Genomic DNA, 22,480 nt, shown 5'->3' on the forward strand with positions numbered 1-22,480 from the left:
GAACTGATCAACAAGGAGGCATCCATGACCAATTCCGCCAATTCAAAAGGCACAAACGGGCTCAGCCGGCGCGCCGTGCTGGCCGGGGGCGCGGCGTTGACCGCATCGCTCTTTGCGCCCAAGGGGCTGCGCGCCGCCGATTTCCCCACCGCCGCGGTCAACACCACCGGGCTGGCCGTCACCGATGACACCGTGACCATCGGCATCCTGCATTCGGTCACCGGCACCATGGCGATCTCGGAAACCGGCTCGGTCCAGGCCGAGAAGCTGGCGATCGAGCAGATCAACGCCCAGGGCGGCATCCTCGGCCGCAAGATCGAATACGTCCAGGAAGACGGCGCCTCGGACTGGCCGACATTCGCCGAAAAGGCCAAGAAACTGCTGGTGCAGGACAAGGTCGCCTCGGTCATGGGCTGCTGGACCTCTGCCAGCCGCAAGGCGGTTCTGCCGGTCTTCGAACAATACAACGGCATGCTCTACTATCCGACCTTCTACGAGGGTCTCGAGCAGAGCCCGAACGTGATCTACACCGGTCAGGAGGCGACCCAGCAGATCATCGCCGGCCTCGACTGGGTCAACAAGGTCAAGGGCGCCAAGAGCTTCTATCTGCTGGGTTCGGATTACATTTGGCCGCGCACCTCGAACAAGATCGCCCGCAAGCACATCGAGAATTACATGGAGGGCTGCAAGGTCGTCGGCGAGGAATATTATCCGCTCGGCCACACCCAGTTCAACTCGGTGATCAACAAGATCCGTCTCAAGAAACCCGACGTGATCTATGCCATCGTCGTCGGCGGTTCGAACGTCGCCTTCTACAAGCAGCTCAAGGCCGCCGGCATCGACATGACCAAGGAAGACCCGATCCTGCTGACCATCTCGGTCACCGAGGACGAGATCCGCGGCATCGGCGGCGAGAACATCGACGGTGCCTATGCCTGCATGAAGTACTTCCAGTCGCTGGACAACGACAACAACGCCGAGTTCGTCGCCGCCTTCAAGTCGATGTGGGGCGAGGACATGGTGATCGGCGACGTGACCCAGGCCGCCTATCTCGGCCCCTGGCTGTGGAAGGCCGCGGTGGAAAAGGCCGGCTCCTTCGACATCGACAAGGTGCGCGAAGCCTCGCCGGGGATCGAACTGCCCACCGCGCCCGAAGGCTACGTCAAGGTGCACGAGAACCATCACCTCTGGTCCAAGACCCGCGTCGGTCTGGCCAAGCCGGACGGCCAGTACGAAGTGGTCTACGAGACCGCCGAGCTGGTCGAGCCCGATCCCTTCCCCGAGGGTTATCAGTAAGCCCCGACGTCGCAGGGGGGTGCCAGCTCCCCTGCCCTTTCCCCGCGCCTGATGGCGCAGGGCCAGTGCGCGCGGGGCCGCCCTGCGCGCCCTTCCCTCAGTCACATACGCAAAGGTGAGCCATGTTCTCCGAATACACGGCCAGCGAGCTCGGCGCGATCTTCGCCATGCAGGGCTTTGCCGGTCTCATCCTCTTTTCGGTCTTCGTCCTGATGGCCCTCGGCCTCGCGATCATCTTTGGCCAGATGGGCGTGATCAACATGGCCCATGGCGAATTCATGATCCTCGGGGCCTATGTCACCTATCTGGTGTCCAACCTCTTCGGCGACCTGATGCCGGCACTGTTCTCGGGATATTTCTTCGTCGCCATGATCCTCGCCTTCCTCGCCGCCGGGGCGTTGGGGATGTTCGTCGAATGGGCGCTGATCCGGCATCTCTACAAGCGCCCGCTCGATACGCTGCTGGCCACCTGGGGGCTGAGCCTGATCCTGCAACAGCTCTATCGGTCGATCTTCGGCGCGCGCGAAGTGGGCGTCACCATTCCCGACTGGATGATGGGCTCGCTGCCGCTGACCGATCTGATCGAAGTGCCGATCAACGGCATCTTTGTCATGGTCCTCGCGGTGGGCATCTCGGCCGGGGTCTACGTCATGATGTACCGCTCGCGCTGGGGCCAGCAGGTGCGCGCGATCAACAACAACCGGCAGATGGCCGATGCGGTGGGCATCAATACCGCCCTGACCGACCGGATGACCTTCGGCATCGGCTGCGGCGTCGCGGGTGTGGCGGGCAGCGCCTTCACCATGATCGGCTCGACCGGGCCGACGGCCGGCCAGCAATACATCGTCGATACCTTCCTTGTGGTGGTCTTCGGCGGCGCCGGCAGCCTTCTGGGCACCATCGCCTCGGCCTTCTCGATCAGCCAGGCGCAATCGATCATGGAGTTCTTCCTCTCCGGCTCGATGGCCAAGGTCCTCACCCTGCTGACCGTGGTCGGCATCCTGATGCTGCGTCCGCAGGGGCTCTTTGCCCTCAAGCTGCGCAAGTGACCCGGAGGTCAGACAGATGAAATCCCACAGCCACGCCTTCCTCTCGCCCCGCGACATGATCGGCTTTGCCCTGCTCGCCGCGATGATTTTCGTGGTCTTCCCCCTGCTGCTCGAGCCGTTCCGGCTCAATCTCTTCGGCAAGTACCTGACCTATGCCTTTGTCGCGGTGGGCCTCGTGCTCTGCTGGGGCGTCGGCGGCATCCTGTCGCTGGGCCAGGGGGTCTTCTTCGGCCTCGGCGGCTATTGCATGGCGATGTTTCTCAAGCTCGAAGCCTCGAGCCCGGAGAACACTGCCATCCAGTCGACCCCGGGCATCCCCGACTTCATGGACTGGAACCAGCTGTCCGCCCTGCCCTGGTGGTGGGAGCCGTTCAACTCCTTCGCCTTTACCCTCATTGCGGTGATCGCGGTGCCGGTCGTTTTTTCCTACATCATCGGCGTGGCGATGTTCCGCCGCCGGGTGGGCGGGGTCTACTTCGCCATCATCACCCAGGCCATCGCGGCGATCCTGACCATCCTGATCATCGGCCAGCAGGGCTTTACCGGCGGCGTCAACGGCATCACCGACCTGCGCACCCTGCACGGCTGGGACATCCGCACCGACGCGGCCAAGACCACGCTCTATTTCGTCAACGGCGTGCTGCTCTTTGCGGTGCTCCTTGCCGCGCAATTCGTTCGCCGGTCCAAGCTCGGGCGCTTGCTGATCGCCATGCGTGACCAGGAGGACCGGGTGCGTTTTTCCGGCTACGACGTCGCCAACTTCAAGATCTTTGTCTTCTGCCTCGGCGCGGCCTTTGCCGCCATCGGCGGGGCGATGTTCACCCTGCAGGTGGGCTTCATGTCGCCCTCCTTCGTCGGCATCGTGCCCTCGATCGAAATGGTGATCTTTGCTGCGGTCGGCGGCCGGCTGTCGCTGCTGGGCGCGGTCTGGGGCACGCTGCTGGTGAACTGGGCCAAGACCTCGTTCTCCGAAAGCTTCCCCGAGCTCTGGCTGCTGGGTCTCGGCGCGCTCTTCATCGCCGTGGTCATGGCCTTCCCCAACGGCCTCGCCGGTGTCTGGGCCGAGCAGATCGAGCCGCGTCTTCTGAAACTCACCCGGCGCGGCGACAAGCCGCTGCCCAATGCCACCCCGGCGGAGTGACCCCTGATGCTTGACATGACCAACCCGAAATACGTGCTGATGGTCGAAGGGCTGACCGTGTCCTTCGACGGGTTCAAGGCGGTCAACGACCTGTCCTTCTACGTCGAACCCAATGAATGCCGCGTCATCATCGGCCCCAACGGCGCGGGCAAGACCACCGTGCTCGACCTGATCTGCGGCCGCACCAAGGCGACCTCGGGCAATGTCGCCTTCAAGGGCGCCGACCTGCTCAAGATGCGCGAGGACCAGATCGTTCACGCCGGCGTCGGTCGCAAGTTCCAGACACCCTCGGTCTACGAGGATCTCTCGGTCTTTGCCAATCTCGAGCTGAGCTTCCCCAAGGGTCACGGCGTCTTTGGTGCGCTGTTCTTCAAGCGCGACGATGCGGTCAAGGCGCGGATCGAGGAGATCGCCGAGATGATCTTTCTCAGCGACCACCTGAGCCAGAAGGCGGCCTTTCTCAGCCACGGTCAGAAGCAATGGCTCGAGATCGGCATGCTGCTGATCCAGGACCCGGAACTGCTGATGCTCGACGAACCGGTGGCCGGCATGTCGGTGGCCGAACGCAAGAAGACCGCCGAGCTGCTCAACCGGATCATCGCCGACCGTTCGGTCATCGTGATCGAGCATGACATGGGCTTTGTCGCCGATATCGCCACCCGCGTCACCGTGCTGCACCAGGGCAAGGTGCTGTCCGAAGGCTCGATGGAACACGTCCAGAACGACCCTCGGGTTGTCGAAGTCTACCTGGGTCACTGAGAGGTCAACATGCTGAATATCCAAGAACTCCGGTCGTCATACGGCGAAAGCGAAGTGCTCCACGGCCTCAATCTCGATGTCGCCCCGGGCGAGATCGTGGCGATCATGGGCCGCAACGGCATGGGCAAGACGACGCTGATGAAATCGCTGATGGGTCTGGTGCCCCCGCGGCATGGCTCGGTCAGCATCGACGGCACCGATGTCACCGCCCAGAAGCCGCACCAGCGGGTTGCCAGCGGCATTGCCTATGTGCCGCAGGGGCGGATGATCTTTTCGTCGATGACGGTGCAGGAAAACGTCGAGACCGGTCTGACCGTGACCGGCGAACGCGCCGTGCCCGAGGATATCTACGAGCTCTTCCCAGTGCTGCTTGAGATGAAGAGCCGCCGTGGCGGCAACCTTTCCGGCGGGCAGCAGCAGCAGTTGGCCATCGCCCGCGCTCTGGCGTCAAAGCCCAAGGTGCTGCTGCTCGACGAGCCGACCGAGGGCATCCAGCCTTCGATCATCCGCGAGATGGCCCGCACCCTGCGCCGCATTCGCGACGAAAAAGGCCTGTCGATCATCGTCTCGGAACAGGTGCTGAGCTTTGCGCTCGATGTCGCCGACCGGGTGGTGGTGATCGAGAACGGCCAGTTCGTCCACGACAGCCCCCGCGCCAGTGTCGACGAGGCCAAGGTCTCGAAATTTCTTTCCGTCTGAGCCAATACAGGGAGTTATACCATGGCAGACACGCTGATTTCCGTCGATCTTTCGGAAAGCCCGCATACCAACGACAAGGTCCACAACCGCTGGCACCCCGACATCCCGATTGCCGTCTGGGTCGAGCCCGGCGACGATTTCAAGATCGAGACCTACGACTGGACCGGCGGGCAGATTGCCAATGACGACGACGCCGCCGACGTCCGCGATGTCGAGCTGGAGCAGGTGCATTACCTCTCAGGTCCGATCGGCGTCAAAGGTGCCGAACCGGGCGACCTGCTCAAGGTCCACATCCTCGACATCGGCGCCAAGGAAGAGATGAACTGGGGCTTCAACGGCTTCTTCTCCAAGCAGAACGGCGGCGGTTTCCTGACCGAGCATTTCCCCGAGGCACAAAAGTCGATCTGGGATTTCCACGGCATGTTCACCTCGTCGCGCCACGTGCCGGGGGTGAAATACGCCGGTCTGATCCACCCCGGGCTGATCGGCTGCCTGCCCGATCGCAAGATGCTTGACATGTGGAACAGCCGTGAAAAAGCGCTGTTCGACACCGATCCCACACGCACCCCGCCGCTGGCCGCCCTGCCGAACACGCAATCGGCGCATATGGGCCAGCTGCAGGGCGAGGAACGCACCAAGGCCGCGGCCGAAGGCGCCCGCACCGTGCCGCCGCGTGAACATGGTGGCAACTGCGACATCAAGGACCTGTCGCGCGGCTCGACCTGCTATTTCCCGGTCTATGTCGACGGCGCCGGCCTTTCGATGGGCGACCTGCACTTCAGCCAGGGCGACGGCGAGATCACCTTTTGCGGCGCCATCGAGATGGCCGGCTGGCTGCATATCCAGGTCGAGCTGATCAAGGGAGGGATTGAGAAATACGGCATCCGCAACCCGATCTTCAAACCCTCGCCGATTACGCCGAAATATGACGACTACCTGATCTTCGAGGGTATCTCGGTGGATGAGCATGGCGGCCAGCATTACCTCGACGTGCATGTCGCCTATCGGCAGGCCTGCCTCAACGCCATCGAGTACCTCAAGAAATTCGGCTACACCGGGGCGCAGGCCTATGCGATCCTCGGCACCGCGCCGGTGCAGGGGCATATCTCGGGGGTGGTCGACATCCCGAACGCCTGCGCCACGCTCTGGCTGCCGAACGAGATCTTCGATTTCGACATCATGCCCGGCAGCGATGGCCCGGTGAAGCATTTCGATGGCACGATCGACATCCCGCTGGCCCCCGATCTCTGATTTATCGCGGGCGGGCCGATGCGCCCGCCCCATCCGCTTCAGGAGGCTTTCATGCCCTATTACGACTACCTCTGCGACACCTGCGGCCCGTTCACCGAACAGACCAGCATGGCCAATTTCGACCAGCCCTGCGATTGTCCCGACTGCGGTGCCTCGGCGCCCCGTGCGCTGTTGCGCGCGCCGATCCTGGCCAATATGGACAGCGCCCGCCGCACCGCCTTTGCCACCAACGAACGCGCCGCGCATTCGCCGAAATCGACCCGCAGCCACGGGCCGGGCTGCGGCTGCTGTTCGGGCAGGAAGAAGCCCTCGCGCACCCTGCACCGGCCCGACGGCGCCAAGAGCTTTCCCTCGGCCCGGCCCTGGATGATCTCTCACTAGGGCAGGCTACCGCACCTCGCCCAGCCGTTCGTTGGCCTCGTCGATCTCGCGGAGCCGCCGGCGCCCGTCGCTGCCGGCCTTGAGGGTGGTGCGGGTCACGATCTGGTGGCAGAGCGAGAACACCGAGGCATGGTTGAACTGCGGGCTGGAGGTCTCGATCCGGCAGCGGAAATGCCAGGCCGCGCGGGCGTCGGGCGCCATGCCGTCATCGCTGATCACCACGGTGGTGACGCCGATCCGGGCCAGTTCGGCGAGCAAGGGCTCTGTATTGGCGGCGCGGCGGCGCAGGGCGGTCAGAATGACCAGGTCGTCGGGGGACATTTCGGCGGCGTATTCGCCAAGGCTCTCGCCGGCCTGGGGCAGCACGCTGGCCGAGGGGATCACCTTGAGCAGCTGCCAGTAAAGATAATCCGCGAAGACCCGGCTGATGCGATAGCCGATCAGCCAGACCCGGCGCGCCGACAGCGTGGCCTCGGCCAGCGCGTCGAGATCGGCGGGCGCGAGGCGCTCGAAAGTCCAGGCGACATTGTTCATTTCCTGCTGGAGACTTTGTGACAGCGGGTCTTCGGTCGGCAAGTCCTCGGCATGGGCCAGGAAATGCCGCGAGCCTGTCTGACGTTCCTCGCGGGCAGCGCGGCGGGCGGCCTCGTAGTTCTCGAAGCCGATCCGCCGCACGAAACGCGAGACCGTGGCCTTGGAAACGCCGCTGAGCCGGGCCAGCTCCTGCGCGTCGTAGGAGGCGAGATCGCCGGGGAAATCGAGCAGGAAATTGCCCAGTCGCCGCTCGGCACGGTGCAGATCGGGAAGCGCCGTCCGAATCCGGGGCAGAAAGCTCGCAGGCGGGTCATCGTGAAACTGTGGTTCCATGGTGCCACTTTGCGCCAGCCGCCCGGGCGTGACAAGCTTTGCCGCGCAGCCCGGTCTCTGCCGCTGATTCGCACCGTGAATGTGACGATTTTCACCCGGTTTCCGCCCAACAACCCGCCAGACACCCGCCGCAACGCCCGGAATTTGCGCGAAATTCGGGTTCCGATGGGTCAAATTCGTGAAACTGTGATTTCTTTTCTTTGTGAATTTCAAGAGTTGTGGAACCATGGTTTCATCAATCCACGGAAGGGAAACCCCATGTACCGCCGCACTCTTCTTGCCTCGGCAGCCCTCGCTCTCACTGCACTGGCCCTGCCCGCCAGCGCCGAAACCCCCTGGCCTGAGCGCCCGGTCCGCATCCTCGTCTCCTTCCCGCCGGGCGGCTCGTCGGATCTGGTGGCACGGCTCCTGTCAGAAAAGCTTTCGGCCAGTCTTGGCCAGCAGTTCGTCGTCGAGAACAAGCCCGGCGCCGCCGGCACCGTCGCGGCTTCGGCGCTGCAACAGGCTGCGCCCGATGGCCATACGCTGATGCTGTCGAACCTGACGCCGTTCAACGTGGCGCCGATCCGCTTTCCCGACACGCCCTATGATCCGATCGCCGATTTCGACCACATCACCTATGTCGGCACCGTGCACCTCGGCCTCTTTGCCACGCCCTCGCTGGGCGCCGAGGATCTGACGGGTTTCCTCGAGATGGCCCGGGCCGAGCCGGGCAAGTTCGAATACGGCAGCTCCGGCGTCGGCTCCTGGGGGCATATCATCGCCGAACAGTTCCAGGACGAAACCGGAGTCGAGCTGTTCCACATCCCCTACAAGGGCTCGGGGCCGATGCGGCTCGATTTCATGGGCGGGGTGGTGCCGACGATCTTTGACGCGGTGCCGCAGAACCTGCCGGCGGTCGAGGAGGGCACCGCCATCCCGCTTGCGGTCTCGGCGCCCGAACGGATCGCAACCCTGCCCGATGTGCCGACTTTCCGCGAAGCCGGTTTTGACATCCTGGCCGAGAACTGGCTGGGGGTCAGCGCGCCGGCCGGCGTGCCCGACGCGGTCAAGGACAAGCTGGACGCGGCGCTTTCGGAGGCGATGGCCGATCCCGAGGTCATGGCGCAATTCGACAGCTGGGGCCTGATCCGCGCCCCCAAGTCCAGCGCCGAATTCTCCGATTATGTCGAGGCGCAGCTGGCCCAATGGACGCCCCTGGTGCAGGCGGCAACCCAATGAGTGCCAAGATGAAAATCGCCGTTTTCTTCGTGGGCGAGGTGCAGGACGCGGGCTTTAACGCCAGCGCCCTGCAAGGCGCTGAACGCGCCGCCGCGCAAGGGGTTGCCGAGATCTCGGTGATCTCGGGCGTGCGCTATGAGCAGGACGCCATTCGCGCCCGGATGGCCGAGGTCGTGCCCAAGGTCGACGGGCTGGTCTTTATCGGCGGCCAAGGCAATATTGCCACACCGGAGGCCGCAGCGGCCCATCCCGACACCCGCTTTGCCATTGTCCAGGGGCAGAAGACGGGGACTAACCTCGCCAGCTATGACGTGCGGCAGGAGGATTCCGCCTTTCTCGCCGGTGTGCTGGCGGCCCATGTCACCCGAAGCGGCATTGTCGGCCATCTCTCGGGCCACCGGGTTCGCCCGGGGCTGAAGGGGCGCGCGGCCTTTCTTGCCGGGGTCGCCCACGCCCGACCCGAAGTGAAGGTGCTCACCGGGTTCTGTGGCACCCAGGATGACAATTCCGTCACCCGCGCCTGGGCCGAGGCCGAGATCGCCGCCGGCGTCGATGTGCTCTTTACCATGCTCAACGGCGCCCGGCGCGGCGCGATCGAGGCCTGCCGCGCCGGCGGCGCGCGCCAGATCGGCAATGCGCTCGACTGGGTGGAGACCGATCCCGAGGTCTTCCTCGCCTCGGCGCTGGCGCGCATCGACCTTGGCGTCGAACGGGCGATTTCCGATATGGTGGCGGGCCAGGTGCCGCCCGGGATCGTCGAATTCGGGCTGGGGGAAGGCGATGTCGTCTCGCTCCGCCTCGGCGCCGATGTGCCGGAGCCCGCGCGGGAGGCCGTGGCACAGGCGGCAGCGGACCTGCGCGCCGGCCGCATTGCCATCCCCGACAGCTACGAAGGGCCGGAATTCACGCCGGAGCGCGTCGCATGCGACGGCTGATTCCCCAGATCGGCCCGGTCCTGATGCTGGCAGCGGGGCTGTTTTTTGTCCTCGGCGCCCTGACCGCGCTCGATCTGGGGTCATTCCGGCGGATGGGCCCCGGAGCCTTTCCGCTGCTGGTGGGCGGCCTGCTATGCCTTCTGGCGCTGATCGGGCTGGTGCAGAACCTGCGCCAGCCCCTCGCCCCCGGCCCGCCCGACCCGATGGCGGTGCTGGGGGTGGTCGGCGGCGTCGCGGCCTTTGCCTTCTTCACGCCGCTGGCCGGGGTACTGCCCGCCACCGCCATGACGGTGCTGGCCACCGGCGCGGTCATTCCCGGCTTTCGCTGGCGCTACCGCATCCTCTTGGCGCTGGGTGTCGCGCTGGCCGTCTGGCTGATCTTCGTTCTGGGGCTCGGCATTCCTTTCATCGCCATCAGGGGACTCTGACATGGACCTGCTCGCCAATCTTTCGCTCGGCCTCGCCACGGCGGCGACGGCTCAGAACCTGATGTATTGCTTTGTCGGGGTCTTCCTCGGCACCTTCATCGGGGTGCTGCCCGGCGTCGGTCCGCTGGCCGCCGTCGCCATGCTGTTGCCGGTGTCCTTCTATCTGCCGCCGGAAACCGCGCTGGTGATGCTGGCCGGGGTCTATTACGGCGCCGAATACGGCGGATCGATCGCTTCGATCCTGCTCAACATCCCCGGCACGCCCTCGGCCTCGGTCACCTGTCTCGATGGCTACCCGATGGCGCAGCAGGGCCGCGCCGGGGTGGCGCTCTTTGCCACCGCCATGGCCTCGATGTTCGGCGCGCTCTTCGGCGTGGTTGTGATGGTGCTGCTCTCGCCGAAACTGGCCGAGTTCGCCCTGTTGTTTCAGCCGGCCGAGTATTTCTCGGTCATGGTGCTGGGGCTGGTGGCAGCCTCGATCGTCAATTCCACCGGTGCGGTCAGGGGCCTGATGATGGTCTGCCTCGGCATCCTGCTGGGCACCGTCGGCGTCGATGTGAACTCGGGCGAGACCCGCTTTACCGGCGGTTTCCAGGAGCTGCGTGACGGGGTGTCGCTTGTCGTCGTGGCCATGGGCCTCTTTGGCATTTCCGAGGTCATGGTTTCCTTGCGCGGCGCCACCAAGAGCTATGCCGGCGCCGGGCTCACCGGCTCGATGTTGCCCACTGCGCGGGAATGGTTGCGGAGCCTGATGCCGGCACTGCGCGGCTCGGCCGTCGGCAGTTTCTTCGGCACATTGCCCGGCACCGGCCAGACGGTGGCAAGCTTTGTGGGCTATGCGCTGGAAAAACGCGTCAACAAGCGCGGCGCCAGCTTTGGCACCGGCGCGATCGAGGGCGTGGTGGTGCCGGAATCCGCCAACAACGCCGCCGCCCAGACCGCCTTTATCCCGACGCTGACCCTGGGCATTCCCGGCTCCACCACCATGGCGCTGATGCTTGGCGCGCTGATGATCCATGGCATCACGCCGGGGCCGCGGCTGATCTCGGAACACCCCGAGCTCTTCTGGGGGCTGGTGGTGAGCTTTGTCTTCGGCAACATCTTTCTGCTGATCCTCAACATCCCGTTGATCGGCCTCTGGGTGCGAATCCTGCGGGTGCCGCATCACTACCTCTATCCGACGGTGATCGTGCTGATCTGTGTCGGCGTCTTCAGCATCTCGAATTCGCTCACCGATGTCTGGATGACGCTGCTCTTCGGGTTGATCGGCTATGTGCTGCGGCTGTTCCGCTTCGAGCCGGCTCCGATGTTGATCGGCTTCGTGCTGGGCCCGATGATGGAGGAATTTTTCCGCCGCGCCATGCTCTTGTCGCGTGGCGATCCGAGCGTGTTCCTGACCCGGCCGGGCAGTGCCCTGCTGCTTGGGGTGGCAGTCCTGTTGCTGGCTGCCTCCGTGCTGCCGTGGCGGTCCTGGCTGGCTTCGGGCCGGCTGGCGGTGCGGCGCCGCGCCTGAGCGCGCCGCACCGGGGATTTGCCACCGGGGATTTGCCACCGGGGATTTGCCACCGGGGATTTGCCACCGGGGATTTGCCACCGGGGATTTGCCACCGGGGATTTGCCACCGGGGATTTGCCACCGGGGATTTGCCACCGGGGATTTGCCATCGACAATCGGGCGGAGGTCCGGGCAATCTCCGGGACAGCAAGACCACGAGGACCCCGATGGCGAAACCCAGAATTCTGGTGACGAGAAAGCTGACCGATCCGGTCGAAGCGCGGCTGACGGCCGACTATGACGCAACCTTCAACCCGAGCGACCGGCCGATGCCGGCAGCGGCGCTGGCCGCAGCGATGCGCGACCAAGACGCCCTGGTGCCGACGGTCAGCGATCGGATCGCGGCCGGGATGTTGCAGGCCGAGGGGTGCCGGGTGCGGATGATCGCCAATGTCGGTGTCGGCTTTTCCAATATCGACACCGAGGCCGCCAGGGATGCGGGCATTGCCGTCTCGAACACGCCGGACGTGCTGACCGATGCCACCGCCATGTTGCTGATCCTGTCGGCCACCCGCCGCGCCTTTGCCGCCGAAAAGATGCTGCGCGCGGGCCGCTGGGGCGGGTTCTCGATTGTCGACGGGCTGGGCACAAGCATTCAGGGCAAGGTGCTGGGCATCATCGGCATGGGCCGCATCGGCCGGGCCACCGCGCGCCGGGCGGCAGCCGGGTTCGGCATGGAGATCGTCTATTACAACCGTTCGCCGGTCGGCGAACTCGGCTTCGAGGCGCGGCGGCTGGAGAGCATCGAGGCGGTCATGGCGGCGGCCGACGTGGTGTCTGTGCATGTGCCGGGGGGCGGGGCGGCGCCGCTGGTGACGGCCGCGCATATCGCCTGCATGAAGCGCTCGGCCTATCTGATCAACACCGCCCGGGGCGACAGTGTCGATCAGGATGCCCTGATCGAAGCGCTGGCCCGGGGGCGCATCGCCGGTGCCGGGCTCGATGTCTTTGCCGAGGAACCCGAGGTGCCCAAGGCGTTGCGCGAGATGGAGACCGTCACCCTGCTGCCGCATATCGGATCGGCCACCCAAGAGGTGCGCACCGCCATGGGGCATGTGGCGGCCGACAATCTCGACGCCTTCTTTGCCGGCAAGGAGCTGCCCTGCCGGGTGGTCTGAGGACGGCCCGCTAGGCGGCTGGCTGGCCGTTCAGTCGTCCGGGCGGCCCGGTCGAGGCGCGGACCATCAATTCGATCTCGAGCAGCCGGGGCTGCGGCACGGTCTGGGTCTCGACCCATCCGGCCAGCGCATCGGCGGCGGCCAGGCCCATGCGCGACACCGGCAGGTGAACGGTGGTCAGCTCGGGATAGAGATGCTCCGAGCCGGGCAGATCGTCCACCCCGATGAGCGAGATCTGCCCGGGCACGGCGATGCCCGCGCGCTGCAATTCGAACAGGACGCCCGAGGCCAGCACGTCTGACAGGCAGAGCACGGCGCTGGTGCGCGCCGCCGCCGTCCGCACCGCCTGCCCTGCCGCGCAGCCGCCGGCGATCGACAGCGGCACCTCATGATAGACCAGATCGACTTCGGGGCGGTGGCCGGCCAGGGCTTCGATCCGCGCCCGGGTGCGGTCGTTCAGATTGCTCGGGCCATGTACCACCGCGATCCGGCGATGGCCCTGATCGGCCAGGTGGTCCAGCGCCGCCCGCGCGGCGGCGGTGTTGTCATAACCGATGGTTGGCAGCCGGTAGTCGGGATCGAAACAGGAGATCGCGATTGCCGGCAATTGCCCGCGCTCGATCAGCCCGAAGAACTCCGGCGTGTGGGTCATACCCGAGACCATCAGCCCCTCGGCGCCGATATCGATCAGGCCTTGCGCCTTTTCGGCCTCGATCCGGGGATCGTCGTCGGTGGTCGCAACCACCAGCGACAAGCGGTGGCTGGCCAACTGGCGTTCGAGCCCGGCCAGCACGCGGGCGAAAATGTCGTGTTCCAGTGTCGGCACCAGCGCGCCGACAAAGCGGGTGCGGCCCGAATTGATCGCCCGCGCCGCGGCACTCGGCAGCCAGCGCAGCTCCTGCATCGCCTGCTCGACCCGAGCGCGGGTTTTCTCGGCCACGGTTTCCGGCGCGTTCATCACCCGCGACACGGTTGCCACTGAAACTTGCGCCGCCGCCGCGACGTCGCGCAGATTGGCGCGTTTGCGCTGTGCCTTCATTTTGACCCCCTCTGCCTGCCCGAGCAGCAACACTCCGCGGTCCGCTGCCAATTTTCAACTTCGTTATACACCCACTTGACGGATGTAACTAGTTTCATTCACTCTGTAACCAGTTACAAAACGAGAATCGGCCAGAATATGACCCAATACGCAGTCCTTCGTGATTTCGACAACATGGGCTTTCGCAGCCAGGCCAGATCCTTCCCGGGGTTCCCCGCGCCATTGCAGACGCACCTGCGCCGTCTCGCCCCACGTGAGGCGCTGCGCCAGGATCTTCGCGCCGGCGACCTCTTGTCGATCGAGGCTCCCGCAGGTGGCGCGCAGATCGTTGCCTTCGATGCCGCCGGCCGCCCGGCGCTGGACACGCTCGGCCTGAAACCGGACGGCCCGCTTGCCCTTGTCGCCAGCGACACCGGGGTGCTGACCGGCTGGATTGTCGCCCAGGGCGGCGATGCCACGGCGCCGATCCCGGCCGCCTGCCCCGCGCCGCTGGCCGAACCGCTGCTGCTCAAGGCGAACGCGGCGGTGACGGTCTGGATTCTCCGCCCGCTTCAACCCGAGGCGCTGGTTGACGGCTCGGCCGGCGGCAGCGTCACCGTCAGCCTCAAGCGCGCAGCGGGCCAGTCACCGCTGCTGCCGCCGCTGCTCGGCGACACCCGCGACGAATTCACCGTGCCGCGCGGCACGGCGATGGCCTATGAGGTGAAACAGGGCGAATTCGTCCAGATCATCGACATCGAGGGCCAGCAATGCTCGGACTTCACCGCCTTTCGCAGCGACGGTCTCGACCGCGGCGAAGAGCTGATGATCGACGGCACCGCCACCCGGTCGATGGTGCGGCGTGCCTATCCCGGCCCCGGGCTGCTCGACAAGTTCTTTGACCGCGACATGCGGCCGCTCTTGAACGTGGTGCAGGACACCTGCGGCCGGCATGACACCTTTGGCCTGGCCTGCACCGCGCGCGGCTATGAAGAGCGCGGCTTTCCCGGCCATGTCAATTGCTCCGACAATATCTCGCGGGCGCTGGCGCCTTATGGCGTGGCGCCGCGCGCGGCCTGGCCGGCGATCAACTTCTTCTGGAACACCTGGATCGACCTGCACAGCCACAACATCATGACCGAGGAATCGCATTCGCGGCCCGGCGATTACGTTGCCATGCGCGCGCTGGAGGATCTGGTCGCCGTCTCCACCGCCTGCCCCGACGACGTCGATCCGATCAACGGCTGGAATCCCACCGATGTGCATGTGCGCATCTATCGCCCTGACACCCCCCTGCGCCGCGCCGTAGCGTATCGCGAAAAGGAAGACGCCCCGATGACCATCTCGCAGACCTCCGCCTTCCACGAACGGCTGGAACCGATGACCCACAATTTCGCCCCCGCGCGCGATCTCTGGGCGCCGGTCAGCTTTCCGGCGGCGGGCGCAACCGGCGAATACTGGGCCTGCCGCGAGGCGGTGACCGTGCAGGACATGAGCGGGCTGCGCAAATACGACATCGTCGGCCCGGATGCCGAAACGCTGTTGCAGCGCGCGACCACCCGCAATGTCGCCAAGCTGGCGGTCTGGCGTGGGCAATACACGCTGATGTGCGATGCGGCCGGAACGGTGATCGATGACGGCACCCTGTTCCGGCTGGGCCATGACCTGTTCCGCTGGTGCTGCGGATCGGAGGAAAGCGGCCGGGTGCTGGAAACGCTGGCGCAGGAACTGGGGTTGCAGGTCCGCATCCATCACATGGGCGGCGCCATGCCGAACCTGGCGATTCAGGGGCCGAAATCGCGCGATCTGCTGCGCAAGATCGTCTTTACCCAGCCGCATGTGCCGGCAATGGACCATCTCAAATGGTTCGGCGTAACCGTGGCCCGGCTCAACGACCGCGAAGGCGCGCCCTTCATGCTGTCGCGCTCCGGCTATACCGGCGAGCTGGGGTACGAGATCTTCTGTGCCAAATCCGACGCGGTGGCGATCTGGGACGCGGTGATGGCGGCGGGCGAGGAGTTCGGGATCACGCCGATGGGTTCCGAGGCTCTGGGCACCATCCGCATCGAGGCCGGGCTGGCGGCCGCAGATGCCGAATTTGCGCCGGGCGTCGATGCCTTCGAGGCCGGGCTGGGCTTTGCCGTCGATCTGACCAAACCCGAATTCACCGGCAAGGCGGCACTGGAGCGCAACGCGCAAGACCCGCGCCGGGTGCTCAAGGGGCTGCTGCTGGACGGGCCGGACGTGCCGCATCACGGCAGCCCGGTGCTCGACGGCGAACGCCAGGTGGGCGTCGTCACCTCGGCCACCCGCTCGCCCACGCTGGGCCATGCCATCGCCATGGCGCGGCTGGGCGTGGAACATGCCGAAAACGGCGCCCGGCTGGACATCGGCCAGCTTGACGGCCGGATGAAACGCCTTGGCGCCACGGTTTCCGACATTCCCTTCCTAGACCCGCAACGCAAGCGGGCGCGCGCCTGAGAGCGCATAAACCCAACCTGAGAGGACCCACGATGAAAGCACTTTCCACATTGACCGCCCTTGCGGCCCTGACCCTCGGCACCGGCGCGCTGGCGCAGGAAAAGGTCATGGTCGGCGAACCCAGCTGGCCCGGTGCCAAGGTGATGAGCCGCGTCATCGGCCAGGTGATCGAAACCCGGCTTGGCGGCGAGGCCGGCTATGCCCCGGGCGCCAACGCGGTGATCTTTGCCGCCATGGACGGCGGCCGCGGCGATATCGACGTGCATCCCGATGTCTGGCTGCCAAACCACGAATCCTTCCGCAAGGAATACGTCGAACAGAAAGGCACCGTCGCCCTGTCGTCGGGCAGCTACGAGGGCCGCACCGGGTTCTGCACGCCCACTTACATGGCCGAAGAGCACAACATCCGCTCGATCTTCGATCTGGCCACCCCAATGGCGCAGGATCTCTTTGACACCGACGGCGACGGCAAGGGCGAGATCTGGGTCGGCGGCTCCGGTTGGGCCTCGACCAATGTGCACAAGGTCAAGGTGCGCGACTATGGCATCGAGACCTTTCTCGACCCCTCGACCGAGGACGAGGCGGTGTTCTATGCCCGGCTGAATGACGCCATCGACCGGAAGCAGGGCGTGGTCTTCTATTGCTATTCGCCGCACTACGTGCACGCGCTCTATGACGTGACCATGATCGAGGAACCGGCCTATGACGAGGCCGCCTATACCATGGTGCAACCGGGCGAGGATGCCGACTGGTTCAACAAGTCGTCGATCACCACCGGCGACATGATCAAGACCGTGACAGTGGGCTACTCGCGTTCGCTGGAAGAGCGCAACCCCGCCGCGGCCGCCTTCCTGAGCAAGATCGACATGGAGTCCGAGGAGCTGTCCAAGCTGACCTATGAGGTCGTGGTACAGGGTCGCGACATCGACGCCGCGGTGTCGGACTGGCTTGCGGCGAACGGCAAGGTCGTCGATGGCTGGCTCGGCCTGAACTGATCCCCGTCTGCCGGCCTGTGGCCTCGCGGGGCCACAGGCCCCTCGACCCACATTCGTGACAGGAGAAGCCATGTCCGGCGAGATAGCGATAGACGCAAACGGCGTCTGGAAGATTTTCGGCAAACGTGCCGATGAGGCCCTTCGGGCGATCCATGACGAGGGGCTGACCAAGGCGCAGGTGCTGGAGCGCTTCAACTGCGTCGTCGGCGTGGCGGATGCCAGCTTTCAGGTCAAGCGCGGCGAATTGTTCTGCGTCATGGGCCTGTCCGGGTCCGGCAAGTCGACGCTGGTGCGCCACGTCAACCGTCTTCTGGAGCCCACCGCCGGACATATCCACATCAACGGCGAAGACGTCATGGGCCTGGACGATGCCGGCCTGCGCGATCTGCGCAACCGTCGCGTTGCCATGGTGTTTCAGAACTTCGGCCTGATGCCGCACCGCACGGTGCGCGACAATGTTGCCATGCCGCTGGAAATCCGCGGCACCGGCAAGGCGCGGCGTTGGGAAGAGGCCGACCGGGTGCTCGATCTCGTCGAGCTTGGCGGCTGGGAAGACAAATATGCGCATGAGCTCTCGGGCGGGATGCAGCAACGGGTCGGTCTGGCCCGGGCCATCGCCTCGGACCCCGAGATCCTGCTGATGGACGAGCCGTTCTCGGCGCTCGATCCGCTGATCCGCAAGCAGTTGCAGGACCAGTTCATGCAGCTCAGCCGCAAGCTGGGCAAGACCACGATGTTCATCACGCATGATCTGGACGAGGCGATCCGCATCGGGCACCGCATCGCCATCATGAAGGATGGCCGCATCGTCCAGATCGGCACCCCGGAAGAGATCATCCTCAACCCGGCCGACGGCTATGTGGCGGATTTCGTGGCCGGCATCTCCAAGCTCAACATGATCTTCGCCCATTCGGTGATGCAGCCGGTGGGGGAGTTTGAATCCGCCTACGGCAGCGTGCCCGGCGACGCCAAGGTTGCCCATCCCGAGATGGATCTGAGCGATCTGATGAACCTCGCGGTGGATGGCCATGGCATCGTCACCGTCGCCGACGCCGGCAATACCGTCGGCGTGATCAACCGCGCGCGCCTGCTGCGCGCCATCCAGAACAGCCAGGCGTGAGGAGACGAAACATGCAACATGTCGATCCGATGCAGATCAAACCCGACGCCAGCGCGCGCATGCAGGCGCTGGTCGGGGATTTCGCCGGGCAGTCGCAAGGCTATTACCGCCGGGTCTTCGCGCATATGATGCAGGCTCCCGGCTACGCCTTTACCCTAAACCCCGCCGCCGGGCTGCTCGGGCCGGTCTGGTTCGGGGCGCGGGGGCTTTGGTCGTGGTTCCTGGGCTTCCTGGTCCTCGAAACCCTGGCCTATATCCAGATCGGCCTTGGCCTCTTTGGCGATCTCGGCCGCGATGCCCGGCTGCGGGCCGATCAGATCGCCCAGACGCTCGACCTGCGCCGCCAGCAGATCGAGGCGGCGGAAACCTCCGGCGCGGCCTCGCTCGAAGCGTTGAAGCGCGCCGCGACCTCGCTGGAAGAGGCGCTCACGGGGGCGCGGCTCGCGGCGGACAGTGCCGATGCCAGCGGGCTTGTCTATCTCGCCGTGGGGCTCGGGCTTCTGCTGACCTTCAAGTTTGCCGCCGCCGCGCTTGCCAACTGGACGCTGGAAGGGCAGTTCGCCCGCTGGCGCTCGGACCGGCTCGTGGCCAGCGGCTGGTCGCAGCTGCGCATGCTGCTGGCCGGGCTGATCACCTTGGCCGTGGTGGTGATCTCGACCGCGAAATTCGCCCGCCCCGACGCCTTTCCGGTGCTCAACGCCTTTCCCACCGACCGCGACTGGCGGCTTGGCACCGGCGACTGGGTGCAGGCCGGCTTCGACTGGCTCAAGACCCATGGGCGCGGCTTCTTTGACGGGCTGACCGTCGGGATGCGCAGCCTGCTCGACGCCATCGAGGTGGTGCTGGTGGGCACACCCTGGCCGGTGGTGGCGCTGGTCTTCGTGATGCTGGCCTATCTGTCGGGCGGCGCCCGTGTGGCGATCTTTACCGCCGCGGCGCTGGCCTATCTCGGGCTGCTCGACTTCTGGGAAAAGGCGATGACCACGATCGCCCTGCTCGGTGCGGCGGCGCTGATCTCGATCACCCTGGGCATTCCGCTCGGCATTTTCTGTGCCCGCCGCCCCGCGGTCTTTGCGGTGGTGCGCCCGGTGCTGGATTTCATGCAGTCGATGCCCTCGTTTGTGTACCTGATCCCGGTGGTGGCCTTCATCGGCTCGGGCAAGCCTGCGGGCGTGGTTGCCACGATGATCTTTGGCAGCCCGCCGGTGATCCGGTTCACGGTGCTGGGCCTGCAACAGGTGCCCAAGACGGTGCGCGAGGCGGCATTGGCCTTTGGCGCCACCCCCCGCTATCTGCTCTGGCGTGTCGACCTGCCGCTGGCGCGCAAGACCATCATGGCCGGCGTCAACCAGACCATTCTGCTGTCGCTGGCGATGGTGGTGGTGGCCTCGCTGATCGGCGCCAAGGGGCTGGGCGAGGATGTGCTGGAAGCGTTGCAATACGCTGCCGCCGGTCAGGGCATCCTTGCCGGGCTCGCCATCCTGTTCTGTGCCCTGATCCTCGACCGGATCGTCGCCGGCAAGAAATAACCCCGGCTACCCCGACCCAATCGAAGCCCAAAGGCGGGATCGCCCCTGATCCCGCCTGCCGCCCTCCCCTTGCCTCCCCCGGTGCCGCCCCTCCAGCGCGGCCAGAACGAAGGACCCTCGCCCATGGCTCTCCCCCCTGAAAACGCCCGTGTCGTCATTGTCGGCGGCGGCGTCATAGGCTGTTCGGTGGCCTATCACCTGACCAAGCTCGGCTGGACCGATGTGGTGCTGCTCGAACGCAAGCAGCTGACCTCCGGCACAACCTGGCACGCCGCCGGGCTGATCGCCCAACTGCGCGCGACCGAGAACATGACCCGGCTGGCCAAGTACAGCCAGGAGCTTTACGGCCAGCTCGAGGCCGAGACCGGCGTCGCCACCGGCTTTCGCCGCAACGGCTCGATCACCGTGGCCCTGTCGGACGAGCGGCGCGAGGAAATCCTGCGCCAGGCCTCGATGGCGCGCGCCTTCGGCGTCGAAGTCGAGGAAATCAGCCCCGCCGAGCTGAAAACCCGCTATCCGCATGTCAATGCCGAGGACGTCAAGGCGGCGGTCTATCTCGACAAGGACGGCCAGGGCGACCCGGCCAATATCGCGCTGGCCATGGCCCGTGGCGCCCGCCAGCGCGGTGCGCAGGTGCTGGAGCGAACCAAGGTCACCGGCTTTGTCCGCGACGCCTGCCGGATCACCGGTGTCCACTGGGAGGCCGAGGGCGAAAGCGGTACAATCACCTGCGATCACGTGGTCAACTGCGCCGGCATGTGGGGCCATGAGGTTGGCCGGCAGATGGGCGTCAACGTGCCGCTGCATGCCTGCGAACACTTCTACATCGTCACCGATACCGTTCCCGGGCTGTCCCAGCTTCCGGTGCTGCGGGTGCCCGAGGAATGCGCCTATTACAAGGAAGACGCCGGGAAAATCCTGCTTGGCGCCTTCGAGCCGGTGGCCAAGCCCTGGGGCATGGCAGGCATCCCCGAAAGCTTCGAGTTCGACCAGCTGCCGGAGGATTTCGACCATTTCGAGCCGATCCTCGAACAGGCGGTGAACCGCATGCCGCTTCTGGCCGAGGCGGGCATCCACACCTTTTTCAACGGCCCTGAAAGCTTCACCCCCGACGACGCCTATCACCTGGGACTGGCGCCCGAGATGGACAATGTCTGGGTCGCCGCCGGCTTCAACTCGATCGGCATCCAGTCGGCGGGCGGCGCCGGCATGGCGCTGGCGTCATGGATGGACAGCGGCGAAAAGCCCTTCGATTTGGGCGACGTCGACATTGCGCGGATGCAGCCGTTCCAGGGCAATCGGCACTACCTGTTCGAACGCTCCAAGGAAACGCTGGGCCTGCTCTACGCCGACCATTTCCCCTATCGTCAGAAAGCCACCGCACGCGGCATCCGCCGCTCGCCATTGCACGAGACCCTGCTGCGCGAGGGTGCGGTGATGGGCGAGATCGCCGGATGGGAACGCGCCAACTGGTTCGCCGACAGCGGCCAAACGCCGGCCTATGAATATTCGTGGAAGCGGCAGAACTGGTTCGGCAATGCCGCCCGCGAACACAAGGCGATCCGCGAGAATGTCGGGCTTTACGACATGTCCTCCTTTGGCAAGATCCGCGTCGAGGGGCCCGACGCCGAGGCCTTTCTCAACCATGTCGCGGCCAGCAACCTTTCGGTGCCCGTGGGCAAGATCGTCTACAGCCAGTTGCTCAACACCCGGGGCGGGATCGAGGCCGACGTGACGATCACCCGCCTGAGCGAGACCGCCTACCTCGTGGTGACCCCGGCCGCCACCCGGTTGGCCGATCAGACATGGCTGCGGCGGCATGTGGGCGATCACCGCGTGGTGGTCACCGACATCACCGCCGCCGAGGCGGTGATCTGCGTCATGGGGCCGAAGTCACGCGCGCTGTTGCAGCGGGTGTCGCCCAACGATTTCTCCAACGCCGCCAACCCCTTTGGCACCGCGCAGGAGATCGAGATCGGCATGGGCCTGGCCCGCGCCCACCGCGTGACCTATGTCGGCGAGCTGGGCTGGGAGATCTATGTCTCTGCCGACATGGCGGCGCATGTCTTCGAGGTGCTGCACGAGGCCGGGCGCGAGATGGACGCGCGGCTGTGCGGGCTGCACATGATGGACAGCTGCCGGATCGAAAAGGGTTTCCGCCACTTCGGCCATGATATCTCGTCCGAGGATCACGTGCTCGAGGCCGGGCTGGGCTTTGCGGTCAAGAAGAACAACGTCTCCTTCATCGGCCGCGACGCGGTGGAGCGCAAGCGCGAGCAGGGCTTGCAGACCCGGATGGTGCAATTCCTGCTGCAAGACCCCGAACCGCTGCTCTATCATGCCGAACCGATCCTGCGCGACGGCGATATCGTGGGCTTTCTGACCTCGGGTAGCTACGGCCATCACCTCGGCGGTGCCGTGGGTCTGGGCTATGTACCCAGCGCCGGCGAAACCGCGGCAGAGGTGCTGGCCTCGCGCTACGAGATCGAGATCGCCGGAAGCCGCGTCGCCGCCACCGCCTCGCTCAAGCCGCTCTACGACCCGAAATCGGAACGCGTGAAGGTCTGACCCACCGGGCGGCGCGGCACATGGCCCGTGCCCGCCGCCAACCCGCCAACGCGCGCCTACTCTTGACCAA

At 65.6% G+C, this 22,480-nt stretch carries 19 protein-coding genes; 17 read left to right on the forward strand and 2 right to left on the reverse strand.

Annotation, left to right across the window (positions count from 1 at the left end):
• Positions 1–24: 24 nt before the first annotated feature.
• The 7 genes from urtA (at position 25) to AC0J5K_RS17890 (ending at position 6,576) form a co-directional block, all read left to right on the forward strand.
• Positions 25–1,296, forward strand: a complete 1,272-nt coding sequence (gene urtA / locus AC0J5K_RS17860) for an urea ABC transporter substrate-binding protein (RefSeq protein WP_074838082.1) — start codon at positions 25–27, stop codon at positions 1,294–1,296.
• Positions 1,297–1,418: 122 nt separating this feature from the next.
• A complete protein-coding gene (urtB, locus tag AC0J5K_RS17865) occupies positions 1,419–2,345 on the forward strand; it encodes an urea ABC transporter permease subunit UrtB (protein ID WP_074838084.1) in 927 nt (308 codons plus the stop codon).
• Between the two features lie 16 nt (positions 2,346–2,361).
• Positions 2,362–3,486: an urea ABC transporter permease subunit UrtC gene (gene urtC, locus AC0J5K_RS17870; RefSeq protein ID WP_274564364.1), complete on the forward strand. Its 1,125-nt coding sequence runs from the start codon at positions 2,362–2,364 to the stop codon at positions 3,484–3,486.
• Positions 3,487–3,501: 15 nt separating this feature from the next.
• Positions 3,502–4,245 carry an urea ABC transporter ATP-binding protein UrtD gene (urtD, locus tag AC0J5K_RS17875; RefSeq protein ID WP_274564382.1) on the forward strand — a complete coding sequence of 248 codons (744 nt, stop codon included), beginning with the start codon at positions 3,502–3,504 and terminating at the stop codon, positions 4,243–4,245.
• 9 nt (positions 4,246–4,254) lie between these two features.
• Positions 4,255–4,944, forward strand: coding sequence for an urea ABC transporter ATP-binding subunit UrtE (gene urtE / locus AC0J5K_RS17880; protein ID WP_274564366.1), 690 nt, complete (start codon positions 4,255–4,257; stop codon positions 4,942–4,944).
• Positions 4,945–4,965: 21 nt separating this feature from the next.
• The gene (gene fmdA / locus AC0J5K_RS17885; protein ID WP_274564368.1) at positions 4,966–6,195 is read left to right on the forward strand and encodes a formamidase; all 1,230 of its coding nucleotides are present in this window, start codon (positions 4,966–4,968) and stop codon (positions 6,193–6,195) included.
• 51 nt (positions 6,196–6,246) lie between these two features.
• Complete coding sequence (locus AC0J5K_RS17890) at positions 6,247–6,576, forward strand: FmdB family zinc ribbon protein (protein WP_274564370.1); 330 nt, start codon at positions 6,247–6,249, stop codon at positions 6,574–6,576.
• A 6-nt stretch (positions 6,577–6,582) separates the two neighbouring features.
• Here the strand turns inward: AC0J5K_RS17890 and AC0J5K_RS17895 are convergent, their stop codons facing one another.
• A complete protein-coding gene (locus tag AC0J5K_RS17895; RefSeq protein WP_274564372.1) occupies positions 6,583–7,443 on the reverse strand; it encodes a MurR/RpiR family transcriptional regulator in 861 nt (286 codons plus the stop codon).
• Positions 7,444–7,701: 258 nt separating this feature from the next.
• Here AC0J5K_RS17895 and AC0J5K_RS17900 point away from each other — a divergent pair, with 258 nt between their 5' ends.
• The 5 genes from AC0J5K_RS17900 to AC0J5K_RS17920 all read left to right on the forward strand — a co-directional run bounded on the left by AC0J5K_RS17900 (position 7,702) and on the right by AC0J5K_RS17920 (position 12,699).
• On the forward strand, positions 7,702–8,664 hold the full coding sequence (locus AC0J5K_RS17900) for a Bug family tripartite tricarboxylate transporter substrate binding protein (RefSeq protein ID WP_074838097.1): 963 nt from the start codon (positions 7,702–7,704) through the stop codon (positions 8,662–8,664).
• Positions 8,665–8,672: 8 nt separating this feature from the next.
• Positions 8,673–9,599 carry a BMP family protein gene (locus tag AC0J5K_RS17905; protein WP_170850587.1) on the forward strand — a complete coding sequence of 309 codons (927 nt, stop codon included), beginning with the start codon at positions 8,673–8,675 and terminating at the stop codon, positions 9,597–9,599.
• Complete coding sequence (locus tag AC0J5K_RS17910; protein WP_274564378.1) at positions 9,587–10,027, forward strand: tripartite tricarboxylate transporter TctB family protein; 441 nt, start codon at positions 9,587–9,589, stop codon at positions 10,025–10,027. Before AC0J5K_RS17905 ends, AC0J5K_RS17910 begins: the two co-directional genes overlap by 13 nt.
• A gap of 1 nt (position 10,028) precedes the next feature.
• A complete protein-coding gene (locus AC0J5K_RS17915) occupies positions 10,029–11,540 on the forward strand; it encodes a tripartite tricarboxylate transporter permease (protein ID WP_274564380.1) in 1,512 nt (503 codons plus the stop codon).
• A 208-nt stretch (positions 11,541–11,748) separates the two neighbouring features.
• Positions 11,749–12,699 (forward strand): 2-hydroxyacid dehydrogenase, encoded by a 951-nt coding sequence (locus AC0J5K_RS17920; protein WP_274565538.1) that lies wholly within the window; start codon positions 11,749–11,751, stop codon positions 12,697–12,699.
• Positions 12,700–12,709: 10 nt separating this feature from the next.
• On the opposite strand, the gene AC0J5K_RS17925 is transcribed toward AC0J5K_RS17920, so the two are convergent.
• On the reverse strand, positions 12,710–13,738 hold the full coding sequence (locus AC0J5K_RS17925) for a substrate-binding domain-containing protein (protein WP_074838251.1): 1,029 nt from the start codon (positions 13,736–13,738) through the stop codon (positions 12,710–12,712).
• Between the two features lie 138 nt (positions 13,739–13,876).
• Here AC0J5K_RS17925 and AC0J5K_RS17930 point away from each other — a divergent pair, with 138 nt between their 5' ends.
• The 5 genes from AC0J5K_RS17930 to AC0J5K_RS17950 all read left to right on the forward strand — a co-directional run bounded on the left by AC0J5K_RS17930 (position 13,877) and on the right by AC0J5K_RS17950 (position 22,410).
• Entirely contained in the window at positions 13,877–16,198 is a 2,322-nt protein-coding gene (locus AC0J5K_RS17930; protein ID WP_274565537.1) for a DUF1989 domain-containing protein, read from the forward strand.
• A 32-nt stretch (positions 16,199–16,230) separates the two neighbouring features.
• Positions 16,231–17,193: an ABC transporter substrate-binding protein gene (locus AC0J5K_RS17935; protein ID WP_274565536.1), complete on the forward strand. Its 963-nt coding sequence runs from the start codon at positions 16,231–16,233 to the stop codon at positions 17,191–17,193.
• Between the two features lie 70 nt (positions 17,194–17,263).
• Positions 17,264–18,313, forward strand: coding sequence for a quaternary amine ABC transporter ATP-binding protein (locus tag AC0J5K_RS17940; protein WP_048534742.1), 1,050 nt, complete (start codon positions 17,264–17,266; stop codon positions 18,311–18,313).
• 11 nt (positions 18,314–18,324) lie between these two features.
• Positions 18,325–19,842, forward strand: a complete 1,518-nt coding sequence (locus AC0J5K_RS17945) for an ABC transporter permease (RefSeq protein WP_274565535.1) — start codon at positions 18,325–18,327, stop codon at positions 19,840–19,842.
• Positions 19,843–19,965: 123 nt separating this feature from the next.
• On the forward strand, positions 19,966–22,410 hold the full coding sequence (locus tag AC0J5K_RS17950) for a GcvT family protein (RefSeq protein WP_274565534.1): 2,445 nt from the start codon (positions 19,966–19,968) through the stop codon (positions 22,408–22,410).
• The last annotated feature ends 70 nt before the right edge of the window (positions 22,411–22,480 follow it).

This window comes from Marinovum sp. E3, from assembly GCF_055755275.1.